Origin of the sequence: Pseudarthrobacter sp. R1 (genome assembly GCF_024494415.1) — a bacterium.
Taxonomy (GTDB): Bacteria; Actinomycetota; Actinomycetes; order Actinomycetales; family Micrococcaceae; genus Arthrobacter.
The window spans coordinates 135,368-155,258 of sequence record NZ_JAMKFI010000001.1 but is presented as its reverse complement, the minus strand read 5'-3'; the positions used below and the strand labels follow the sequence as shown (position 1 = coordinate 155,258).

14 protein-coding genes are annotated in these 19,891 nt (G+C 65.3%); 9 read left to right on the top strand and 5 right to left on the bottom strand.

Annotated features, from left to right (window positions below):
• Positions 1-70 precede the first annotated feature (70 nt).
• Positions 71-2,398, bottom strand: coding sequence for an FdhF/YdeP family oxidoreductase (locus tag M8J71_RS00695; protein WP_256246093.1), 2,328 nt, complete (start codon positions 2,396-2,398; stop codon positions 71-73).
• A gap of 255 nt (positions 2,399-2,653) precedes the next feature.
• Here M8J71_RS00695 and M8J71_RS00690 point away from each other — a divergent pair, with 255 nt between their 5' ends.
• The 3 genes from M8J71_RS00690 to M8J71_RS00680 all read left to right on the top strand — a co-directional run bounded on the left by M8J71_RS00690 (position 2,654) and on the right by M8J71_RS00680 (position 9,339).
• Complete coding sequence (locus M8J71_RS00690; protein WP_256246092.1) at positions 2,654-4,369, top strand: RecQ family ATP-dependent DNA helicase; 1,716 nt, start codon at positions 2,654-2,656, stop codon at positions 4,367-4,369.
• A 52-nt stretch (positions 4,370-4,421) separates the two neighbouring features.
• A complete protein-coding gene (locus tag M8J71_RS00685; protein ID WP_256246091.1) occupies positions 4,422-5,621 on the top strand; it encodes a TerC family protein in 1,200 nt (399 codons plus the stop codon).
• A gap of 100 nt (positions 5,622-5,721) precedes the next feature.
• A complete protein-coding gene (locus M8J71_RS00680; RefSeq protein ID WP_256246090.1) occupies positions 5,722-9,339 on the top strand; it encodes a TM0106 family RecB-like putative nuclease in 3,618 nt (1,205 codons plus the stop codon).
• Positions 9,340-9,428: 89 nt separating this feature from the next.
• Here M8J71_RS00680 and M8J71_RS00675 read toward each other — a convergent pair whose 3' ends face one another.
• The 3 genes from M8J71_RS00675 to M8J71_RS00665 form a co-directional block, all read right to left on the bottom strand.
• The gene (locus tag M8J71_RS00675) at positions 9,429-9,779 is read right to left on the bottom strand and encodes an acylphosphatase (RefSeq protein ID WP_256246089.1); all 351 of its coding nucleotides are present in this window, start codon (positions 9,777-9,779) and stop codon (positions 9,429-9,431) included.
• A 120-nt stretch (positions 9,780-9,899) separates the two neighbouring features.
• Positions 9,900-10,832: a pullulanase X25 domain-containing protein gene (locus tag M8J71_RS00670; RefSeq protein ID WP_256246088.1), complete on the bottom strand. Its 933-nt coding sequence runs from the start codon at positions 10,830-10,832 to the stop codon at positions 9,900-9,902.
• A 262-nt stretch (positions 10,833-11,094) separates the two neighbouring features.
• Entirely contained in the window at positions 11,095-12,156 is a 1,062-nt protein-coding gene (locus M8J71_RS00665; protein ID WP_256246087.1) for an adenosine deaminase, read from the bottom strand.
• 48 nt (positions 12,157-12,204) lie between these two features.
• On the opposite strand from M8J71_RS00665, the gene uvrA reads away from it, so the two are divergent.
• A complete protein-coding gene (gene uvrA / locus M8J71_RS00660; RefSeq protein WP_256246086.1) occupies positions 12,205-14,781 on the top strand; it encodes an excinuclease ABC subunit UvrA in 2,577 nt (858 codons plus the stop codon).
• Between the two features lie 170 nt (positions 14,782-14,951).
• The gene (locus M8J71_RS00655; RefSeq protein ID WP_256246085.1) at positions 14,952-15,638 is read left to right on the top strand and encodes a transglycosylase family protein; all 687 of its coding nucleotides are present in this window, start codon (positions 14,952-14,954) and stop codon (positions 15,636-15,638) included.
• A 147-nt stretch (positions 15,639-15,785) separates the two neighbouring features.
• Here the strand turns inward: M8J71_RS00655 and M8J71_RS00650 are convergent, their stop codons facing one another.
• Positions 15,786-16,376, bottom strand: coding sequence for a hypothetical protein (locus tag M8J71_RS00650; RefSeq protein ID WP_256246084.1), 591 nt, complete (start codon positions 16,374-16,376; stop codon positions 15,786-15,788).
• A gap of 156 nt (positions 16,377-16,532) precedes the next feature.
• On the opposite strand from M8J71_RS00650, the gene M8J71_RS00645 reads away from it, so the two are divergent.
• The 4 genes from M8J71_RS00645 to M8J71_RS00630 all read left to right on the top strand — a co-directional run bounded on the left by M8J71_RS00645 (position 16,533) and on the right by M8J71_RS00630 (position 19,819).
• Positions 16,533-17,447 (top strand): MSMEG_6728 family protein, encoded by a 915-nt coding sequence (locus M8J71_RS00645; protein ID WP_256246083.1) that lies wholly within the window; start codon positions 16,533-16,535, stop codon positions 17,445-17,447.
• Positions 17,448-17,524: 77 nt separating this feature from the next.
• Positions 17,525-18,427 (top strand): nuclease-related domain-containing protein, encoded by a 903-nt coding sequence (locus M8J71_RS00640; RefSeq protein WP_256246082.1) that lies wholly within the window; start codon positions 17,525-17,527, stop codon positions 18,425-18,427.
• A gap of 51 nt (positions 18,428-18,478) precedes the next feature.
• The gene (locus M8J71_RS00635; protein ID WP_256246081.1) at positions 18,479-19,339 is read left to right on the top strand and encodes an SDR family oxidoreductase; all 861 of its coding nucleotides are present in this window, start codon (positions 18,479-18,481) and stop codon (positions 19,337-19,339) included.
• A gap of 87 nt (positions 19,340-19,426) precedes the next feature.
• Entirely contained in the window at positions 19,427-19,819 is a 393-nt protein-coding gene (locus M8J71_RS00630) for a DUF1622 domain-containing protein (protein ID WP_256246080.1), read from the top strand.
• Positions 19,820-19,891: the final 72 nt, after the last annotated feature.

Sequence of the window (19,891 nt, the reverse complement as noted above, 5' to 3'; positions counted from 1 at the left end):
TTGGCCGCAGGAACGGTGCTGGCCGGAACCGCTCCTGCGGGTGAGGGCCGTTCCTGCGGTTGATCACCAGCTAGCCCGCCGCCGTCGGCTCCTCTTCAAGTACGGGAACGGGTTCCAGCCGGACAATCACGGCCTTGGATACCGGTGTCTGGCTGCCCTCGGCCACGCTCTCCAGCGGCACCAGGACATTGGCTTCAGGGTAGTAGGCAGCCGCGCAGCCGCGCGCGGACGGGTAGGACACCACCCGGTAGTTCCGAAGGACCCGCTCCACCTTGTCCGGGTACACACCGCGGACGTCCACGTGCTGCCCGTCCTCAAGCCCCAGCTCTACCAGGTCCGCAGGGTTAACAAACACCACCTCGCGGCCCTTCTTGATGCCCCGGTAGCGGTCGTTGTGGCCGTAGATGGTGGTGTTGAACTGGTCGTGCGAGCGCATGCTCTGCAGGATCAGCGTGCCGGCCGGCCGATCCACGTGTTCGAGTTCGTTCACGGTGAGCATGGCCTTGCCGGTGGGAGTGTTGAACGTGCGTGAGTCGCGGGGCCCGTTGGGCAGGACGAAACCGCCCTCCTGCCGGATCTTTCGGTTGTAGTCCTCGCAGCCCACCACCACGTGGGAGATGTGCTCCCGGATCAGGTCGTAGTTCTTCTCGAAGCCGGCCCAGTCGGCCGCAACCCGGTCCCCGAGCACCCGCTGTGCCAACCGGCAGACGATGGCCACCTCGGAGAGCAGCCCCGGCGCCACCGGCTCCACCGTGCCGTGGGAGGCGTGAACGGCGCACACTGTGTCCTCCACCGAGACGAACTGCGGACCGGACTCCTGCCGGTCGATCTCAGTGCGCCCGAGCGTTGGCAGGATCAGTGCCGCGGCGCCGGTAACGGCGTGGGAGTGGTTGAGCTTGGTGGAGATCTGGACTGAAAGTTCGGTGTTTTCCATCGCCGCTTCCGCCGCATGGGTGTCCGACATGGCGCCCACGAAGTTACCGCCCAGGGCCATGAACACCTTGATGCCGCCGTCGCGCATCTGTCGGATGGTTTCCACCGCGTCCGCGCCGTGTCCCCGCGGCGGTTCGAAGCTGAACTCCTTGCCCAGCGCGTCCAGGAACGCCGGCGGCATCTGCTCCCAGATGCCCATGGTGCGGTCCCCCTGAACGTTGCTGTGCCCGCGGATGGGTGAGGCGCCGGCACCGGGTTTGCCGATGTTCCCGCGGAGCAGCAGCAGGTTGATCATCTCTTTGATGGTGGCCACAGCCTTTTTGTGTTGTGTGATGCCCATGGCCCAGGTGATGATCACCTTTTCCGCGCGCAGGTAGCGGTCCGCCAGTTCGTCGATCTCCTCGGCGCGCAGCCCGGTGGCCTCAAGGACGGCTGCTTCATCCAGCGTGGCAAGGTGCGCCCGAAGTTCCTCGAGCCCCAGGCAGTGTTCCTCGAGGAACTGGTGGTCCAGCACCGTCCCCGGCGCCGCAGCCTCGGCATCCAGGACCCGCTTGGACACCGCCTGCAGCAGCGCCATGTCCCCGCCGATCCGGACCTGGAGGAACTGGTCAGCCAGGTCGGTACCGCGGCCGATGATTCCCTTCACCCGCTGCGGGTTCTTGTAGCGCATCAGCCCCGCCTCGGGCAGCGGGTTGACGGCCACGATGCTGGCGCCCGCTTCCTTGGCTTCTTCCAGCGCGGTGAGCATCCGTGGATGGTTGGTGCCGGGGTTCTGCCCCATGATGATGATCAGGTCCGCTTTGGCGTAGTCGTTATAGGAAACCGTGGCCTTGCCGACGCCAATGGTCTGGCCCATGGCCCAGCCGGAGGACTCGTGGCACATATTGGAGCAGTCCGGCAGGTTGTTGGTGCCGTACCCGCGGATGAACAGCTGGTACAGGAAGGCCGCCTCGTTGGAGGTCCGGCCGCTCGTGTAAAACGCTGCCCGGTCAGGGCTCGGCAAAGACTTCAGTTTGTCCGCGATGATGCCGAACGCTTCATCCCAGCTGACGGGCTTGTAATGGTCCTCGCCCGCGGCTTTGTAGACGGGTTCGGTGAGCCGGCCCTGCATGCCCAGCCAGTACTCGGACCGCTCCCTGAGCTCGCTGACCGGATGCTCCGCCCAGAACTCCGAGCTGACCACCACCGGGGTGGCTTCCCAGGTGACTGCCTTGGCACCGTTTTCACAGAATTCGAACGTCTTGCGGTGGCCGGGGTCCGGCCAGGCACAGCTCATGCAGTCGAAGCCGTCCTTCTGGTTCAGCGCCAGCAAAGTTTTCCGCGCCCTGTCCACGCCCATGTGCTTCAGCGCAGGCTGCAACGAGTAGTAAACGCCGGGCACTCCGGCGGCCCAGGACTTGGGGTGTCCAGTCACCTCAAGCTCGGACTCGTCGGCTTCTTCGACCTTCGGGTTTTCGCGCGTCACGCTGCACACTCCTTGCTTGTCCTGGCCCAAAACTTCACAGCTTCTGCCGGCGGACCAGTTCCTTCCACAGTTGTTCAGGGTGGCTGGGAAGTCAAGGATGGGGCACCCCGTATGTGGACAACGGGAAAGAACCGGAGTGCCGGTTTGTCCACATGGCAGATGGACCAGGACAACGCCGGGTCCCGGCCCGCGCTAGGCTTGGTACCTCGGCTGAAGCAAGCGGCCGCAGGACCCACTGTGCGGAGCCGCTCCCTAATGTCCGACGATCTTGCCCTCAGCGCCCTTGCGGCGTCCTCCTTTTCCCTGCCCCACCTGCGCGACGGCCAGCTGGACGGAATCCGCGCCCTCGTTGAAGGCCGCGATGTCCTGGCCGTGATGCCCACCGGCTACGGCAAATCCGCCATCTACCAAGTGGCCGCCCGGCACCTTCACAACACAACGGGACGACCCGCCGTCGTGGTTTCCCCGCTCATTGCGCTGCAGGAGGACCAGCTGGACGGGTTGGCCGACGAACTGGGCGACGGGGCCGCCGTCGCCGTCAATTCCGCCCGCAGCGACGGCGAGGTGGAGGCCGCCTGGCAGGCGGCTGAGGCGGGCGAGGCCACTTTCCTGTTCCTCGCGCCCGAGCAGCTGGCCAAGCAGGAAACAGTGGACCGCATCGCCAAACTGGACATTTCCATTTTCGTGGTGGACGAAGCCCACTGCGTCTCCTCCTGGGGCCACGACTTCCGGCCGGACTACCTCAACCTCGGCAACGTCCGGGAACGGCTGGGCAACCCGCCCGTGGCTGCCCTGACCGCCACTGCCTCGCCGCCTGTGCGGGACGAGATCGCGGAGCGGCTGGGCATGAAGGACCCGCTGGTCCTGGTCCACGGCTTCGACCGGCCCAATATCTCCCTCGATGTGGTCCGCCACCAGGAGGACAAGGGCAAGCGCAAGGCGGTGCTGGAGCAGGTTGGGGCGCTGGCCCGGGATGACGGGCAGGGGCTGCTGTACGCCGCCACCCGCAAGGACACGGAGAAGTACGCCGCGAAGTTCGACAAGGAAGGGTTGCGTGCGGAGGCGTACCACGCGGGCCGGTCCGCAGGAGACCGCGAGCGCATCCATGAGCAGTTCCTGGACGACCAGCTGGACGTTGTGGTTGCCACCACCGCCTTCGGTATGGGCATTGATAAACCCAACGTGCGGTTCGTGGTCCACGCGGACATCCCGGAGTCTTTGGACGCGTATTACCAGGAGATCGGCAGGGCGGGCCGTGACGGCGACTCCGCTTCCGCGGTGCTGCACTACCGTGCAGAGGACCTTGGCCTGCGCAAGTTCTTCGGCACCCACTCCCCCGATCCGGACTCGCTGCTGGCGGTGTTGAAGGTCCTCAAGGCTGCAGGCGGGCCCGCACCGAAAACCTCCCTGGCGGAGCTCACCGGCTTCCCCGCCCGGCGCATCACCGGGCTGGTCAACCAGCTGGAGGAGGCTGGCGCGGTCACCACCGGCAAGCGCGGCATCCGCCTCACCTCCAAAGCCAAACTGCCCTCCCTGGTGGACCGCGCCGTCGAGCTTGCCGAGGCCCGGCAGCGCGTGGACCAGTCGCGGCTCACCATGATGCGCGCCTACGCGGAGACGGACAGCTGCCGGCGGCAGTTCCTGCTGGGCTACTTCGGCGAGGACCTGCCGGAACCGTGCGGCAACTGTGACGCCTGCGCGGATGCTGCCAGCCGCGCGGATGCTCCTGCCCATGCTCCTGCCCGGGGAACAGGGAGGCACGACGACGGCGGCCCGGGGTCCGCGGAACAGGCGGCCCCAGGTGCCGGGGACCCGTTCCCGCTCCAGTCGTCTGTGGTCCACAAGGAGTGGGGTCCGGGGCTGGTGATGCGGCACGAGGACGACGTCATCACCGTCCTGTTCGAGCAGGAGGGATACAAAACCCTGTCCCGTACCGCCGTCGTGGAGCATGAACTCCTGAAGCCTGCTTAGGTGCTGCCGGCTTGGGTACGCTGGAAGGACACCCCGACGAAAGGCCCGCCGCGTGGAAGTACCTTCTTATGTCTGGACCCTGACCATCGCAGGGATTGTTGGCCTGCTGGCCTTCGACTTCTTTTTCCACGTGCGGAAGGCCCACACGCCGTCGCTCAAGGAATCCGCCATTTGGTCGGCCATCTATGTGGGTATCGCGCTGCTGTTCGGGCTTGCTGTGCTGGTTTTCGGCGGGCCCACCATGGGCACGGAGTACTTCGCCGGATATGTGACGGAGAAGGCACTGTCCATCGACAACCTGTTTGTGTTCCTCATCATCATGGCCAGCTTCAAGGTGCCGCGTGCGGACCAGCAGAAGGTACTGCTGTTCGGCATCGTCTTCTCGCTGATCGCCCGCACCGCGTTCATCTTTTTGGGTGCCGCGCTGATCAACAGCTTCGCCTGGGTGTTCTACATCTTCGGGCTCATCCTGCTCGTCACCGCCGGCAACCTGCTCCGTCCCAATTCCCACGACGACGATTCCGAAGGCCTGGTGGTCCGGCTCGCCAAGAAATTCCTTCCGGCGTCGGAACACTACGACGGCGACAAGCTGTTCACCATAGAGAACGGCAAGCGCGTCCTCACGCCAATGCTGCTGGTAATGGTGGCCATCGGCGGCACGGACATTCTTTTTGCCCTTGATTCCATTCCCGCGATTTTCGGCCTGACCCAGAACGTGTTTATCGTCTTCACGGCCACCGCTTTCTCCCTGATGGGCCTGCGGCAGCTGTTCTTCCTGATCGACGGCCTGCTTGACCGGCTGATCTTCCTGTCCTACGGCCTGGCAGCAATCCTTGGCTTCATCGGCGTAAAGCTCATCCTGCACGCCCTCCACGAGAACACGCTTCCGTTCATCAACGACGGCCAGCATGTCAACGTGGTGGAAATCAGCACTCAGGTCTCCCTGAGCGTAATCCTCGGCGTCCTGCTGGTCACCGTCCTGGCATCCATTTTCAGCCCCAAGGGCAAGGCCAAGAACGCTGTGTCCGGCGCCAAGCGCCACGCCAACGAGTACCTGGACCTCAACTACGAGACGGACATGGTGGAGCGGGACAAGATCTTCGCAAAGATGTGCCGCGAGGAGGACCAGATCCGCAAGCTGCCCGAGAAGTACAAGAAGCTCGTCCGCAACGAGACCGAGTTCCTGGACCTGTTGCGGAAGGCCCACATCGAGCACGACAAAGCCCAGGTGCGCGCGGACGCGAAGGGCTGACCCGGCCGTATTGTCAGGGCCCCTTGCTAGGTTAGGTTCGTAGCCGGGGGAAGCCTCCTTTGGCTAATGATCACAGCCCGGCATTCGATGGGGAGGCCCCGTGTTCTTGCTCGAAGCTGCAAAAGCCGGCGCGCCGCCGGACCTGGTGTTTTCCGCCAGCGACCTGGTGGCGGCCAGCGAATGTGAGTACCGCACGCTCCGGATCCTGGACGAAAAGCTGGGCCGCACGCCTAAGGCCGAATTTGCGGCTGACGAGATGCAGGTCCGTGCCGGTGAGCTGGGTGACAAGCACGAGCAAACCGTCCTGGCCAGCCTGATCGCCAAGTACGGAGAATGGGATGCCACCCGGGCTGCGGGCGTTTACTCCCTCGAGCGAGGGCAGAACCTGCGTGGGGACCTACAGGCAAAGCGCGCCGAAACCGAGCTCGCCCTCCGCTCCGGGGCCGACGTCGTTTTCCAGGCCACCTTCTTCGACGGCGAATTTCTCGGGTACGCGGACTTCCTCGTCAATGAAGCCGCCGGCACCGGCAGCCCGGGGCGCTACGAAGTCTGGGATACCAAGCTGGCCCGGCACGCCAAAGTGGGCGCCCTGCTGCAGCTGGCCGCGTACGGGGACCAGCTTCTTGGGATGGGACTCGAGCCCTCCCCCACAGTCACCCTGGTGCTCGGCACCCGCGTGGGTGACGACTGGCTCCGCAGCAGCCACTCCCTTCCGGATTTACTGCCGGTTTTCCGGGAACGACGGCGGCGTTTCCGTGACTTGACGGGCCGGCACCGGGCGGCCAGCACCGCCGTGCAGTGGCAACAGCCCGGGATCGTCCACTGCGGCCGGTGCGACTACTGCGCCGAGCAGGTTCAGGTCCATCGGGACTTGTTGATGGTGGCCGGCATGTCCGTGGTGCAGCGCAGGAAGCTGAATGCTGCAGGCATCCGCACCATCGACCAGCTAGCGGCAATGCCCCTCGAGGAAGCCAAAAATTCTGTGGTCCGGCTGCGGGCCCAGGCCCGGATGCAGCTGGGCCTGGACGCCCCGGCCGGATCCCGGACCTTCACGAAGGACGGCCAACCGTATACGGTCTCGTTCACGGTGCTACCCGAGAACACCATCGGGTCCCTTCCGGCTCCCAGTCCAGGCGACATCTTTTTCGACTTCGAGGGCGACCCCCTCTGGCAGGACCCTGCCACCGGAGCCTGGGGCATCGAGTACCTGTTCGGTGTGATTGAGGCCCCGGGTGCGGGCAATCCCGGCAGCCCTGTTTTCCGCCCCTTCTGGGCCCACTCCCGGTCTGAGGAGCGCCGCGCCTTCCTGGACTTCCTGGAATACGTGGAGGAACGGCGGGCTCGCTACCCGGACATGCACGTCTACCACTACGCCGCCTACGAAAAGACAGCGCTGCGAAACCTCTCCCTTGCCCACCAGGCCGGCGAGGACACTGTGGACGCCTGGCTTCGGGAGGGCCTTCTCGTGGACCTCTACGCCACGGTCCGGCAGTCCTTGCGCATTTCCGAAGCGTCGTACTCCATCAAAAAGCTCGAACCGCTGTACATGGGCAGCAACCTCCGCTCGGGGGACGTCAAGGATGCCGGGGCCTCCGTCGTCGCCTACGCCGCCTACTGTGCAGCCCGGGATGCGGGGAACGCCGCAGAGGCGGAGAAGGTCCTCGCCTCGATCTCGGACTACAACCAGTACGACTGCCTTTCCACCCTCCGGTTGCGGGATTGGCTCCTGGAGATTGCCGGGCAGCCGGCTGCGGGTGCAGCCCCGGAAGCAGAAGAGGCGGGACGACGCCCCGGGGCCGCGCCGGCGGAACGCCCGGCGGCCCCGGAAGAAACTGCCGAGGAGGCAAGGCTGCGCGAATATCTCGCCGGGCTGCCGGACAACCGCCCCTGGACGGACGACGAACGAGCCATCGCCATGGTGGCCGCCGCAACTGGATATCACCGCCGGGAACGCAAGCAGTTCTGGTGGCAGCACTTCGACAGGGTGGAAGCACCGATCGAGAACTGGTCCGACCAGCGGAACGTGTTTGTGGTGTCTTCGGCGGAAGTGACGTCCGACTGGGCCCTTGCCAAGCCCCGGGAACGGATGCGTACCCGGATACTGCGCCTCCATGGCACCATGACGGAGGGATCGGACTTTCGAGCGGACTCCAGCTGGTGCCGGCTCTACGATGCACCGCCGCCGGACGGCATGGCCGATCCCGACGCCGCTCCCGGCACCCGGGCGTTCACCTTCGGGACCAGGATCAGTGAGGTTGGGCCGGCGCCGGACAACCCGGAGCACACTATCATCACCATCGCCGAGCGTGAGTCCGGAAAGGTTGCCGCCTACCCGCACCTTCCCGTTGCCCTCACAGAGGACCAGCCCCTGGCCACCGCCAGCATCGAAGCTGCCATCGCGGAAATCGCCGGCAGCGTCGGCGCTTCCGTCCCGCACCTGCCCGCCCAGCCAGGACTGGACATCCTGCGCAAACAGCCCCCGCGTTTCCGCACGCTCCGGCAGCCCGTGGACGTCCCGCACGCGCCCGACGGTTCCGCGGATTACGCCGCCGCGATCACCAATTCCGTCCGGGACCTCGACCGTTCCTACCTTGCCGTCCAAGGACCGCCCGGAACGGGAAAGACGTACGTCGGCGCCCACGTCATCGGCCGGCTCATTAGTGAAGGCTGGAAGATCGGGGTTGTAGGCCAGTCGCACAACGTGGTCGAAAACCTGCTCTGCTGCGCCATCAAAACCGGCGGCGTGGATCCGGCTGTGGTGGCCAAGAAGCTTGCGTCGCCGCACGACGTTCCTTGGAAGTCCTCCTCCGATGGTGACGTCGCCAGGCTGTTGGCTTCTCCCGGCGGCTGCCTCGTAGGCGGCACCGCCTGGACCATGACGGGCAAGGAAGTTCCGGCCGGCTCCCTGGATCTGCTGGTCATTGACGAGGCGGGGCAGTTCTCGCTCGCCAACACATTGGCTGTCTCCCGCGCGGCCAAACGGCTCCTCCTGCTCGGTGATCCGCAGCAGCTGCCGCAGGTCTCGCAGGGAGCACACCCGGAGCCTGTGGATGAATCAGCGTTGGGATGGCTCGCCGCAGGGCACGCCACCCTGCCTGCCAACCTTGGTTATTTCCTGGCCGACAGCTGGCGGATGCACCCGGACTTGTGCCGTGCAGTATCCCGGTTGAGCTACGAAGGGAAGCTCCAGGCCGCCCCTGCGGCTTCGCAACGCCAGCTTGAGGGACTGCCCGCCGGGGTTGAGACTGCCTTCGTCAACCACACTGGCAACACCACCGCCTCGAAGGAGGAAGCCGACGAGGTTGTGCGCCAGGCGCGGCGGCATCTTGGGCTGAAGTGGACTCCCGGTGCGGATGCAGAGTCACGTCCCCTTGGACAGGAAGACCTCTTGGTGGTGGCCGCGTACAACGCGCAGGTCCACCTGATCCGGAAATCCCTCGAAGCGGAAGGCCTGGCCGGGGTCCGGGTGGGGACAGTGGACAAGTTCCAGGGCCAGGAGGCACCGGTGGTGCTGGTTTCGATGGCGTGTTCGGCCGTCAGCGAGGCACCCCGCGGGGCGGAGTTCCTGCTGAATAGGAACCGGATCAACGTGGCGGTATCGCGTGGGCAGTGGCGGGCGGTCATCATCCGCTCCCTCGAACTGACCAGCTACATGCCGCACCGGCCGGCCGCGTTGGAGGAGCTCGGCGCCTTCATCGGTCTCAGCCCGCGGGAGTGAGGGGGCCTCGGGTTGAGGGGGCCTCGGGTTGAGGGGGCTCGGGATTGAGGCAATCCCGCGAGCGCCTGCCAAGCCTGCGGGTTTGCCGCTCAGCGGGCCCTGAAACTGCGGAAGCTGCCTTCAGCGGGTGACAGCGAGTCCTCCACGCGCTCCACCCGGCCGGGCGTGGCATCGGAGTTCAGCCACGCGCGGAGCTCGTGGATTTTCCATTGGGGGCCCTCGGCCACCAGGGCGACCGAACCGTCGTCGAGGTTCTTCACCTCACCGGTCAGGCCCAACTCCTCCGCCTTGCCCATGGTCCAGAAGCGGAAGCCAACCCCCTGGACGATGCCGAAAACGCGGGCAGTCAGCCGCACGGCCTCCGCATCCGACGGATCGGACGTACCGGACGCCTCGAACGCATCAGAGGCACCGGACGACGAAGATTCCCTGCCAGTCATAGGAGCTCCCCTCTGCTAACCAACTGCTGGGCGGCCGCCGTCCCAACTGGGTCGCAATTAACACTCGGAAAACGGGTTTTCACGACGTTAACTGCGACGCAGTTGGGCGAGCGGTGGCGCTTAGTTGATGGTGATGTCGCGGGTGCGGTGGTCGTATCGGATGGTGACCGTGCCGCCGTCGTGGTGCAGTTCGTGGTTGGGACCGTCGAACGTGCCGAACGCGCCGTAGTTCTCATCCCAGGACCGGTTCAGGGCGATCTTGAAGGTGTAGTGGCCGGCCGGCAGTTCGGCGCTCTTCTTCCAGAGCTGGTCCAGGAAGTCGAACTCCATCTGCGCTTCGTCGTACTGCGGAGCCCAGTTCTCGGGTGCACCAAGGATGGTGTTGAAATCGCCGGCGAGGGCCACCGCTTCGGGCTGCGGGTGCGTCTCGACGTCCGGGTCCTCGAAGGAACCGACAGCCGCAGGCGCTTCAGCCTCCGTTGTCGCGGCCGGAGCCTTGCCCTTCCGCACAGCCTTCACAACGGGCTCGACGGCGTCTTCGAGCACCTTGGCTGCCTTGCCCACAGCTGCAGCGGCCTTCTTTGCCGGGGTCTTCTTCGCGGGCTTCTTGGGCTCCGTCTTGGCCACGGCCTCCACCGGCGCGGTGGTTTCGGCGGTTGCGAAGGTCGGGCGCACGAATCCTGCGGGAGCCGTGGGAACCGGGGTCTCGGCAGGAACGGGGGTGCCGGCGTCGAGCGCGGAGGCGAAGGACACCGGATCCGGGAACGCTACCGTGGCGCGCATCCCGTCTTCGGTGATGGTCCAGCCGGAGCGGCCCTTGACCAGCCAGCCGGCCTTCACCAGCTTGGCGGTGGCTGAAGTCAGCGTCTTGTGGCCGCGGGGAATACCGCCGCTGAGCAGCTCGCGCTCGTGGTCGTTGAACGGCACCCGGGCGGTGGCCTCGGCGAGGACCTGGCCCGCGTTCAGTGCCTCACCGGACCACACGCCTTCGGTCAGGACATCCAGCACGGTCTTGAGTCGAAGGAAGGTGTTCTCTGCGGTGGACTTGGCCATGATTCCCCTTTTATAAAGCGATCGGTCTTAGGCATCATGCCAACTGCCCGTTAAATCGCGCGACTTGAAATGGTTAACTCTGCGTGTCGTGACCGACTATGAAGCGGACATTCCAACAAGTGAGTCTGGAGTATCGGGTACAGGGCTGACTGCACAACCCCTGAGCGCTGGCATGAGTGCCACTCCGCACCGTCCCAGATACGCCTGCGGCACCAAGTTTAGCGGTATCAGTGCGGGCTCGTTGCGTGAGACACAGCAGGCGTCAGTGCGTTACTTCGCCGCCGTTCAATTCCTCCAGCAACTCCGCCTTCCGCTCCTCCGAAGCGAAGGACGAATGGATAGAGTTTGCGGCCAGCCGGGCCTTGTCGAAATCAGAGAGCTCAAACACTGTTTCCAGCTGGGCGAAGTTGTCGTCCACGTAGCCGCCGAAGTAGGCGGGATCGTCGGAGTTCACCGAAACATTGAGCCCCGCCGCGAGCATTGCGGGCAGCGGGTGGTCGGCAAGGGTGTCCACGGCGCGCAGCCGTACGTTGGAGAGCGGGCACACGGTCAGCGGGATCCGGGCGTCCACGAGGCGCTCCACGAGGTCCGGATCGTCCATGCAGCGGATGCCGTGGTCAATCCGCTCCACTCCGAGGATGTCCAGGGCTTCAATGATGTACGACGCCGGTCCCTCCTCGCCCGCGTGGGCGGTCAGCCGCAGGCCCGCTTCGCGCGCCTTGTCGTAGAGCCGCTCAAATTTCGACGGCGGATTGCCCACCTCCGCGGAGTCCAAACCGATCGCACCAATGGGGGCATTCATGGCCAGCAGTTCGCCCAGGACTTCCAGCGCTGACTCCTCCGGGAGATCCCGCAGGAACGCCGCGATCAGCATGGTGGAAATTCCGAAGTCCTCCTCGGAAGTCGCCAGCACCGATGCGACACCGTTGACGCAGGTTTTTAGCGGGACACCGCGGGAGAGGTGGGCCTGGGGGTCCATCATGATTTCGGCATGCCGCACACCGGCAGCGGCGGCCCGCTCAAGGTAGGCGTACGTCATGTCCGCGAAGTCTTCCTCCGTCTGCAAAACGGCCATATTGGCGTAGTACAGGTCAAGGAACGACTGCAGGTCCGTGAACTCGTACTTTTCGCGAAGTTCGTCCAGGCCGCTGTACGGCAACGCGATGCCATTCCGCTCCGCCAGCGCAAAGATCAACTCCGGCTGGAGTGTCCCCTCAATGTGGAGGTGCAGTTCCGCCACCGGCAGGAGCCTGCCAGGGACCTCGGGCTCAACTGCAACGGGTTCGGTTTCAGGCGCGGCAGCACCGGCCGCAAAGTTATCCATCCGGTCAGGATAATGCCCACCGCCGGAATCACCACTAGAGTCGAACCAATGCAGAACACCAAGCAAGCTGATGACCTGCAGTATTCATCTCCCACCCACGCAACCGTTGGTTTTGTCCGGGTGCGCGGAGCCCGCGAGAACAATCTCCGCAACGTGGACGTTGATGTTCCGCGCGACGCAATCGTGGCGTTCACCGGAGTATCCGGCTCCGGGAAGTCATCACTTGCTTTCGGCACGATCTACGCGGAGGCCCAGCGCCGCTACTTCGAATCCGTAGCCCCGTACGCCCGCCGCCTCATCCAGCAGGGGCACAATCCCAAGGTGGAGCTGATCAGCGGCCTGCCGCCCGCCGTCGCGCTTCAACAGCGGCGCGGCGCACCCAGCAGCCGGTCCACGGTGGGTACGGTCACCACGCTCTCCAATTCCCTGCGGATGCTCTTTTCCCGCGCGGGCAGGTACCCGGCCGGCAGCAGGCAACTGGACTCGGACGCTTTCTCTCCCAATACAGCCGCCGGGGCGTGCCGGGAATGCCACGGCCTGGGGATAGCCCACACCGTCACTGAATCTTCGCTGGTCCCGGACCCGTCATTGAGCATCCGTGATGGCGCCATCGCTGCCTGGCCTGGCGCGTGGCAGGGAAAGAACCTGCGGGACATCCTTGCCCACCTGGGCTACGACGTCGACGTCCCGTGGCGCAAGCTGCCGAAGAAACACCGCGACTGGATCCTCTTCACCGAGGAACAGCCCGTGGTGGAGGTGACTCCCCAGCGCGACCGCGTGGCCAAACCGTACAAGGGGCGGTTCTGGAGTGCCAGGAGCTACGTGCTCCATACGCTGGCCGATTCGCAGAGCGCCGCCATGCGGGAGCGGGTGCTGGCGTTTATGGAGTCCGGGCCGTGCCCGCTCTGTTCAGGTACGGGGCTGACACCGGAGGCCTTGGCTGTGACATTTGCCGGCAGGACAATCGCGGAACTCAACCGCCTCCCCATGGCGGACCTTGCGGAAATCGTCCGCCCCACGTCGGAGTTGCACGACGCCGGCACGGCCTCACGCACGCACGTTTCCGGCGAGTCGAACGAGGTGGCGGTAGCGATTACCAGGGACCTGCTCCAACGCATAACTGTCCTGCTGGACCTGGGTCTCGGCTACCTGGCCCTGGGCCGGGCCACCCCCACCCTGTCACCGGGAGAGATGCAGCGGCTGCGCATCGCCACTCAATTGCGCTCCGGCCTCTTCGGCGTGATCTACGTGCTGGACGAACCGTCAGCCGGACTCCATCCGGCCGACGCCGAACCCCTCCTGGACGTCCTGGAGCAACTGAAGACATCCGGCAACTCGGTGTTCGTGGTGGAGCACAACATGGACGTGGTCCGCCGGGCCGACTGGCTGGTGGACGTGGGCCCGCGGGCCGGTGAAGGCGGCGGCGAGGTGCTCTACAGCGGGCCCGTGGACGGGTTGGCCGGCATCGAGGCGTCCGTCACCAGGCCATTCCTGTTCGGCGACGCAATGCCACAAGTGCCCGGTGCTGTTACCAAGGGCCACACACGGGAGCCGGCGGGATGGCTGGAGCTGACGGACGTCAGCCGGCACAACCTGCGCGGGCTGGATGCCCGTTTTCCCCTTGGCGTCCTCACTGCTGTGACCGGTGTTTCGGGTTCGGGAAAGTCCACCCTCGTCAGCCGGGTGCTTGGCGAGGTGGTTGGTGCCGGACTCAGGTCGCCTGTTGAGCCCGAGGAGTCCGCGGAGCCCCTGGCGCTGGGATACGTCACGGGAAGCGACCACATCGACCGCCTGGTGACCGTGGACCAGAAACCCATCGGGCGGACGCCGCGCTCCAACCTGGCTACCTACACAGGACTTTTTGACGCTGTCCGCAAGGATTTTGCGGCCACCGAACAAGCCAAGCTCCGGGGCTTCGGTGCGGGCAGGTTTTCGTTCAATGTGGCAGGCGGGCGTTGTGAGACCTGCCAGGGTGAGGGCTTTGTGGCAGTGGAACTGCTCTTCCTGCCCGGCAGTTACGGGCCCTGCCCGGAATGCGCCGGGTCCCGCTACAACCCTGACACGCTCGAAGTGGAGTACCGGGGCAAGAACGTGGCGGACGTGCTGGCCATGACGGTGGACCTCGCCGCGGAGTTCCTGGCCCACGTCCCTGCGGCCGCCCGGAGTTTGAAGAGCTTGCGGGACGTGGGGCTTGGCTACCTCCGGCTCGGGCAGCCGGCCACGGAGCTCTCCGGCGGAGAGGCGCAGCGCATCAAACTGGCCACTGAGCTTCAGCGGGCGCAGCGGGGGCACACCCTGTACCTCCTGGATGAGCCCACCACCGGCCTGCACCCCGCCGACGTGGAATTGCTGATGGCTCAGCTCCACGGACTGGTGGACGCCGGAAACTCGGTGGTGGTAGTTGAGCACGAAATGGCAGTGGTGGCCGGTGCGGACTGGGTAATCGATCTTGGACCGTCAGGCGGGGACAAAGGTGGGCAGGTCATGGCAACCGGGACACCCGTCGTCGTCGCGCAATCTCAAAAAAGCCGCACAGCCCCGTATCTGGCTGCGGCCCTCGGTCAGGAAAGCACCAGCCAACGTCCAGAAAAATCTCGATTTGATAACGGCCGGTTGATGTCCTAGCGTGAAGTGCAAGCCCGCGAACGTGGGCGCATGAATGCCCGGTGCTGCCTCCACCAGAACTGCCCAGCTGGCAGCCACCGAACTTGACCTCTATTTGTCAGGGGTGGGCAGTGGCGCGATGATCTCCGGGGACGGAACCAGCGCAGGTGGCCTTCAGGAGCATCACCATCATGAAAAACACCACTTTCCGTACTGCCGCGCGCCGCGGAGCAACCGTTGCCGCCATTTCGGCCGCCGGCATCGCGCTTTCCGCCACCGGGGCCAACGCCGCCACCAGCACGTCCACCTGGGATGCCCTCGCCCAGTGCGAGAGCGGCGGCAACTGGGCCATCAACACAGGCAACGGCTACAGCGGTGGCCTGCAGTTCAGCCCGAGTACCTGGGCAGCATACGGCGGCACGGGATCAGCCGCTGACGCCAGCCGCGAACAGCAGATCGCCGTGGCCGAGCAGGTTCAGGCGTCGCAGGGTTGGGGCGCCTGGCCATCCTGCGCTGCGCAGCTCGGCCTGAGCGGAGGCGCCACCGGCGTTGCACCGCAGAGCGTTCCGGTCCAGAGCGCGCCGGTCCAGGCTCCCGTCCAGAGCGCGCCGGCGCAGGCAGCTCCCGTCCAGGCCGCGCCCGTCACCTCGGCGCCGGCTGTCCAGGCGCCTGTTGTCCAGGCGCCCGCTGCCAAGCACGTCACGGCGGTTGCCCTGAGCGGCGAGACTTACACGCTGCAGGCCGGCGACACGTTGAGCATCGTGGCAGAGAAGCTGGGCATCCAGGGCGGCTGGCAGCACCTTGCCGACGCGAACCTGGACACCATCTCCGACCCGAACCTCGTCTTCGAGGGACAGGTCATCCAGCTTCCCGCGTAAGCGACGGCACCTTAGTTTGTGCCTGAGTCCCGCACGGGCTCCCTAATCGGTCGGCGATAGACAAATTCCGTTGACCACAGAACGACGCCGGCACGCCCCCAAAGGGGCGGGCCGGCGTCGTACTTTTATGTGGTGTAGCCGAAAGCCTTAGCTGGCCCCAGGCAGTTCGCGGACGATCCGGACCTTCCAGGCAGAGTCGTCGGTGGTGTCCAGGAGCGCAACGGTGCCGTGGGCCAGGTTGAGGGCGACGCGCTTGGCGGCCAGGAGCTCCAGGTAGAGGTGCTCATTCATGCGGCTGGGGGTATCGATCATGTACTTCACGGCGTCGCGGACTTTGCGGTAGTTTGCGCTGCGTTCGCGGTGCAGGTGCAGCTCCAGCGCCGACTGCTGCTTGAGCCGGGGCTCGTGGCGGTTCAGCCAGGTGACCGCGGCGTGAACGCCGACGACGAGGGTGAGCGAGACGGCATAAATCCACCATCCGCTGGAGAGCAGGAAGAGCGGCAGATTGGCGATGGCTACGATCGCGATGACAACGCGCGCGGCCGCGATGCGGCGCATGGTGGTGGCGACTGCGGCCATGCCGGCGCGGAAGCCGTGCTGCTCCTTGCGCGCGGCCTCAGGGTCAAGGGTAAATTCGTCAAGGACCAGGATGCCCTTTAGTTCCGGACTCAGCATCTGCCCGTAGCGGGGCACGAAGGAGTGGGCGTTTCCGGCGGTTTTTTCAACTGAAGATGTCATGAGAAGGCTTCCAAAAGGCTGGGGTGGTTGCGGTGATCTTAGTGGTTCCGCCCACCCGATGTATGCATAGGTCCACGATGTGAACACTTTAGGGTCGGGTCTGTGGCGCCGGGCACTGCAATTGGCACATTCGCCCGCTGCCGTCAGACTGAAGGGATGCAAACTTTCCTCCCGTACCCCGATTTCCGGCAGAGCGCCGCCGCCTTGGACACCGCCCGGCTCGGCAAGCAGCGCGTCGAGGCGCTGCAAACGCTCCGGTCCCTGGTGATTCCCGGATACGGCTGGCAGACCCACCCGGCGATCCGGATGTGGATGGGCTACGTGCCGGCACTGACCATGTATGGGCTGGCGATGGTGGACGAGTGGACCAAGCGCGGGCACCCCGACAAGACCCGCGAAAACATTACCGAGTTCGCCCCGCAGGCCGCCCACCCGGACTACGCCTCGAAGATTCCGATGCCGCCGTGGCTTGGGGATCCGGACTTCCACCTCAGCCACCGCTCCAAGCTGGTGCGCAAGGAACCCAAGTTTTACAGCTCCGTCTTCACCGATGCGGTACCGGACATGGATTACCTCTGGCCTGAACCCAAGCACGAGTTCCTGCCGCATGAACCCGAGGGTGACATTCTCTGGATCCTCCGTTCGCCGCATGCCGACGTCGATCCCCAGACGCTGGACACCGTGGCCCTGCCGCCCGTGCACGGGTTTACCGCTGCCGCGGCTGCTGATTCAGACGACGACTACACCCCGGTGTACATCGAGGACGGATCCCGCCGCCCCTCGAAGCAGCCCCGGAAAGCCCCGCCGAAGCAGCTGGTGAAGAAGCCCACCCGCAAGCGCCTGGCGCAGGAGGAGGCCTTCTCCACGCTGCCCGGAAAGACGCCCGTGGCTGTCCCCTTCGAACACGGTGCCAAGTTTGCCGTAGGACAGGTGGTGGGCCGGCCCATCACGCTCGATGACGGCAGGTTCGGGCGGAACTTCACTGTCACTGAGATCATTGACCGGTCCGCCTTTGCCTACCCGGCACTCCTGCAGGACCCGCGCGTGTTCTTCCCGGTAGAGGCACCGTAAAGGACCCTTCCTGCAGCAGCTGATCGCATACAGTAGTGCCCAAGTGCGTGTAACCGCACCAGCATTGGGGGCAAAATATGGGTGCAGGCGGCGGGGCTGCTGAGCAGGCGAGAATAGCGGCTGAACGCGCAGCTAAGCTTCGGCGGCAGCTGGAATATGCGGAACGGTCCGAGCGGGCTTGGGCGGCTGGTGCCGCTGGCGAAGCCAGGGTTGCCGTCATCCTTGAGACGCTTCAGTCACAAGGCTGGATGATCCTGCACGACGTGCACTGGCCCGGGCGGCCCAAAGCGAACCTGGACCATGTCCTGATCGGACCCGGCGGCGTCATTGTGGTCGATGCGAAGAATTGGTCGGGGAACGTGCAACTTCTCAACGGCGTCCTCCGCCAAAACGGCTACTCACGGGAGCGGGAAGTTGGCGGCGTGCTGCAGCAGGGAGCAGCAGTTGCCGCGCTCCTTGAGCCGCAACACCGCCGATATGTCCAGGCCTGGCTGTGCATGGTCGGGCAGCCGGTTCTTCAAGGGGCAACCGCCAGCGGTGCACGGATCCAGGGCATTGATACTTTGCATGACGCCGTAGCCGCACTCCCGCCAGTGCTAGATTCGAACACAATCGGCGCGATCCACCATTACCTCACCAACCTGCTCGCCGGCAGTAGTAGTCCCTCGCTGCTAACCACTGGAAACGTACCTACTGGGTCAGCCGATTTCGCCCACTCCTCCGGACCAGCAGCGTCCTTGGCGCAGTGGCGCACGGCTCGTGACCCCGCAGACGACCCGCGCACCGTTCGCCCTCCGGTTACAACCCGGAGCAGGACTGTAAGCAGGAAGAAATTGGGCTGCCTTGGGGTGTTCTTCCGGCTGGCACTGATCATCTTTGCCCTCGGAGTTCTACTTAATGTGCTCTCGCACCTTTCACCCCAGCCGCCGAGGACCCCGGTTCCGGCACCCGCGATAGTCTCGACCCTTCCAGCGCCCTGAGCTGACTCGGCGAATACGAGTCGAGGCTGTGGGAATGGCAGACTGTCAGCCATGACAATCCTCCTGGCCGGCTGTGGCGATCTCGGAACCGAAGCGGGACTGCGGTTCGCGGCCCAAGGACATCGTGTGGTTGGTTGGCGCCGCTCGCCCCAGAAGCTGCCGGCCGCGATCGAAGGTGTGGCGGCTGACCTGAGCGCAGCCGACCTGCCGCCGGTCCCGGGCGACACCACCGCCGTCGTGATAGCCGTAGCTGCCGACTCACCAACGGAGGAGGCCTACCGGTCCGCGTACGTGCAGGGCCTCGCCAATGTCCTTGACGCGTTGGAGCGCGACGGCGTGACGCCCTGGCGGGTGCTCTTCGTCTCCTCCACCGCTGTTTATGGCGACGCCGGCGGCGACTGGGTTGATGAGGGCACGGCGGCGGTTCCCGGCGGCTTCTCCGGGCGGGTCCTTCTGGAGAGCGAGGAACTCCTGCAGGCAAGGTTTGCTGGGACAGGAACCGAGGCCGTCGCGCTGCGTCTGGGCGGCATTTACGGCCCCGGCAGGACCCGGTTGATCGACCAGGTACGCAGCGGTTCAGCCATCATCCCGGAAGATCTCCGCTACACAAACCGCATCCATCGCGACGACGCTGCTGCTGCCATCGTCCATCTGGCCACTCTGCCTTCAGCGCCGGAACCCGTGTACATCGGCGTGGACGACGACCCCGCCGACCTCGGCTCCGTGCTCCGCTTCCTGGCGGCAGAGATGGGTTCGGTTGAGCCCGCTGTGGGAGATGCAGGCCCGGCCCGCGGGGGCAACAAGCGCTGCCGGAATGCTCTCCTGCACAGCACTGGTTTCGAGTTCGTTTTTCCGTCGTTCCGCGAGGGTTATCGGGACATTCTCGCCGGCAACGGGGTCCGCCACCCATAGCTCAAAGGACACTACCCGGCGTGCCGGCGCTTAGGCTGTCCCCTGGACGGCAGCGACTTTGACCCGACGCGCGTGAGGAAGGCAGCCTTGGATTTTCGGCACATCATTGAGACAGTCGGAGAGTTCGTCGACTTTGCCGGGGTGGCTGTTATGGTCATCGGTGCCCTGGTTTCCATTCCTCTGGCACTCCGCGGGCACCAGCCTCGTAACCTTCCCGCGGGGGCTGAAAGCCTCAGCGTTTACCGTCTCTACCGGCAGCTGCTGGGCAGGTCCATCCTGCTGGGCCTCGAACTCCTGGTCGCCGCCGACATCATTCGCACCGTGGCTGTCACTCCTACCTTCGAAAGCGTCGGGGTTCTGGCCATCATCGTGCTGATCCGGACCTTCCTCAGCTTCTCGTTGGAGCTGGAAATTACGGGCCGGTGGCCGTGGCAAAAGGAGCCACGCAGCCCGGATGCCGCGGAAGCCCCGGGGCGCTGATTCCTTCAACGCGGCCTCAATGTAGGTTTTCCACATAGCTGCTTTGGCCGGCCCTTTTGTCAGTGGTCTTTG

Bases quoted from the DNA above. Each gene is read 5' to 3' on its own strand.
- M8J71_RS00690 (WP_256246092.1), top strand. From the start codon at position 2,654: ATGTCCGACGATCTTGCCCTCAGCGCCCTTGCGGCGTCCTCCTTTTCC.
- M8J71_RS00675 (WP_256246089.1), bottom strand. From the start codon at position 9,779: ATGACTGGCAGGGAATCTTCGTCGTCCGGTGCCTCTGATGCGTTCGAG.
- M8J71_RS00670 (WP_256246088.1), bottom strand. From the start codon at position 10,832: ATGGCCAAGTCCACCGCAGAGAACACCTTCCTTCGACTCAAGACCGTG.
- M8J71_RS00665 (WP_256246087.1), bottom strand. From the start codon at position 12,156: ATGGATAACTTTGCGGCCGGTGCTGCCGCGCCTGAAACCGAACCCGTT.
- uvrA (WP_256246086.1), top strand. From the start codon at position 12,205: ATGCAGAACACCAAGCAAGCTGATGACCTGCAGTATTCATCTCCCACC.
- M8J71_RS00655 (WP_256246085.1), top strand. From the start codon at position 14,952: ATGAAAAACACCACTTTCCGTACTGCCGCGCGCCGCGGAGCAACCGTT.
- M8J71_RS00650 (WP_256246084.1), bottom strand. From the start codon at position 16,376: ATGACATCTTCAGTTGAAAAAACCGCCGGAAACGCCCACTCCTTCGTG.
- M8J71_RS00645 (WP_256246083.1), top strand. From the start codon at position 16,533: ATGCAAACTTTCCTCCCGTACCCCGATTTCCGGCAGAGCGCCGCCGCC.
- M8J71_RS00640 (WP_256246082.1), top strand. From the start codon at position 17,525: ATGGGTGCAGGCGGCGGGGCTGCTGAGCAGGCGAGAATAGCGGCTGAA.
- M8J71_RS00635 (WP_256246081.1), top strand. From the start codon at position 18,479: ATGACAATCCTCCTGGCCGGCTGTGGCGATCTCGGAACCGAAGCGGGA.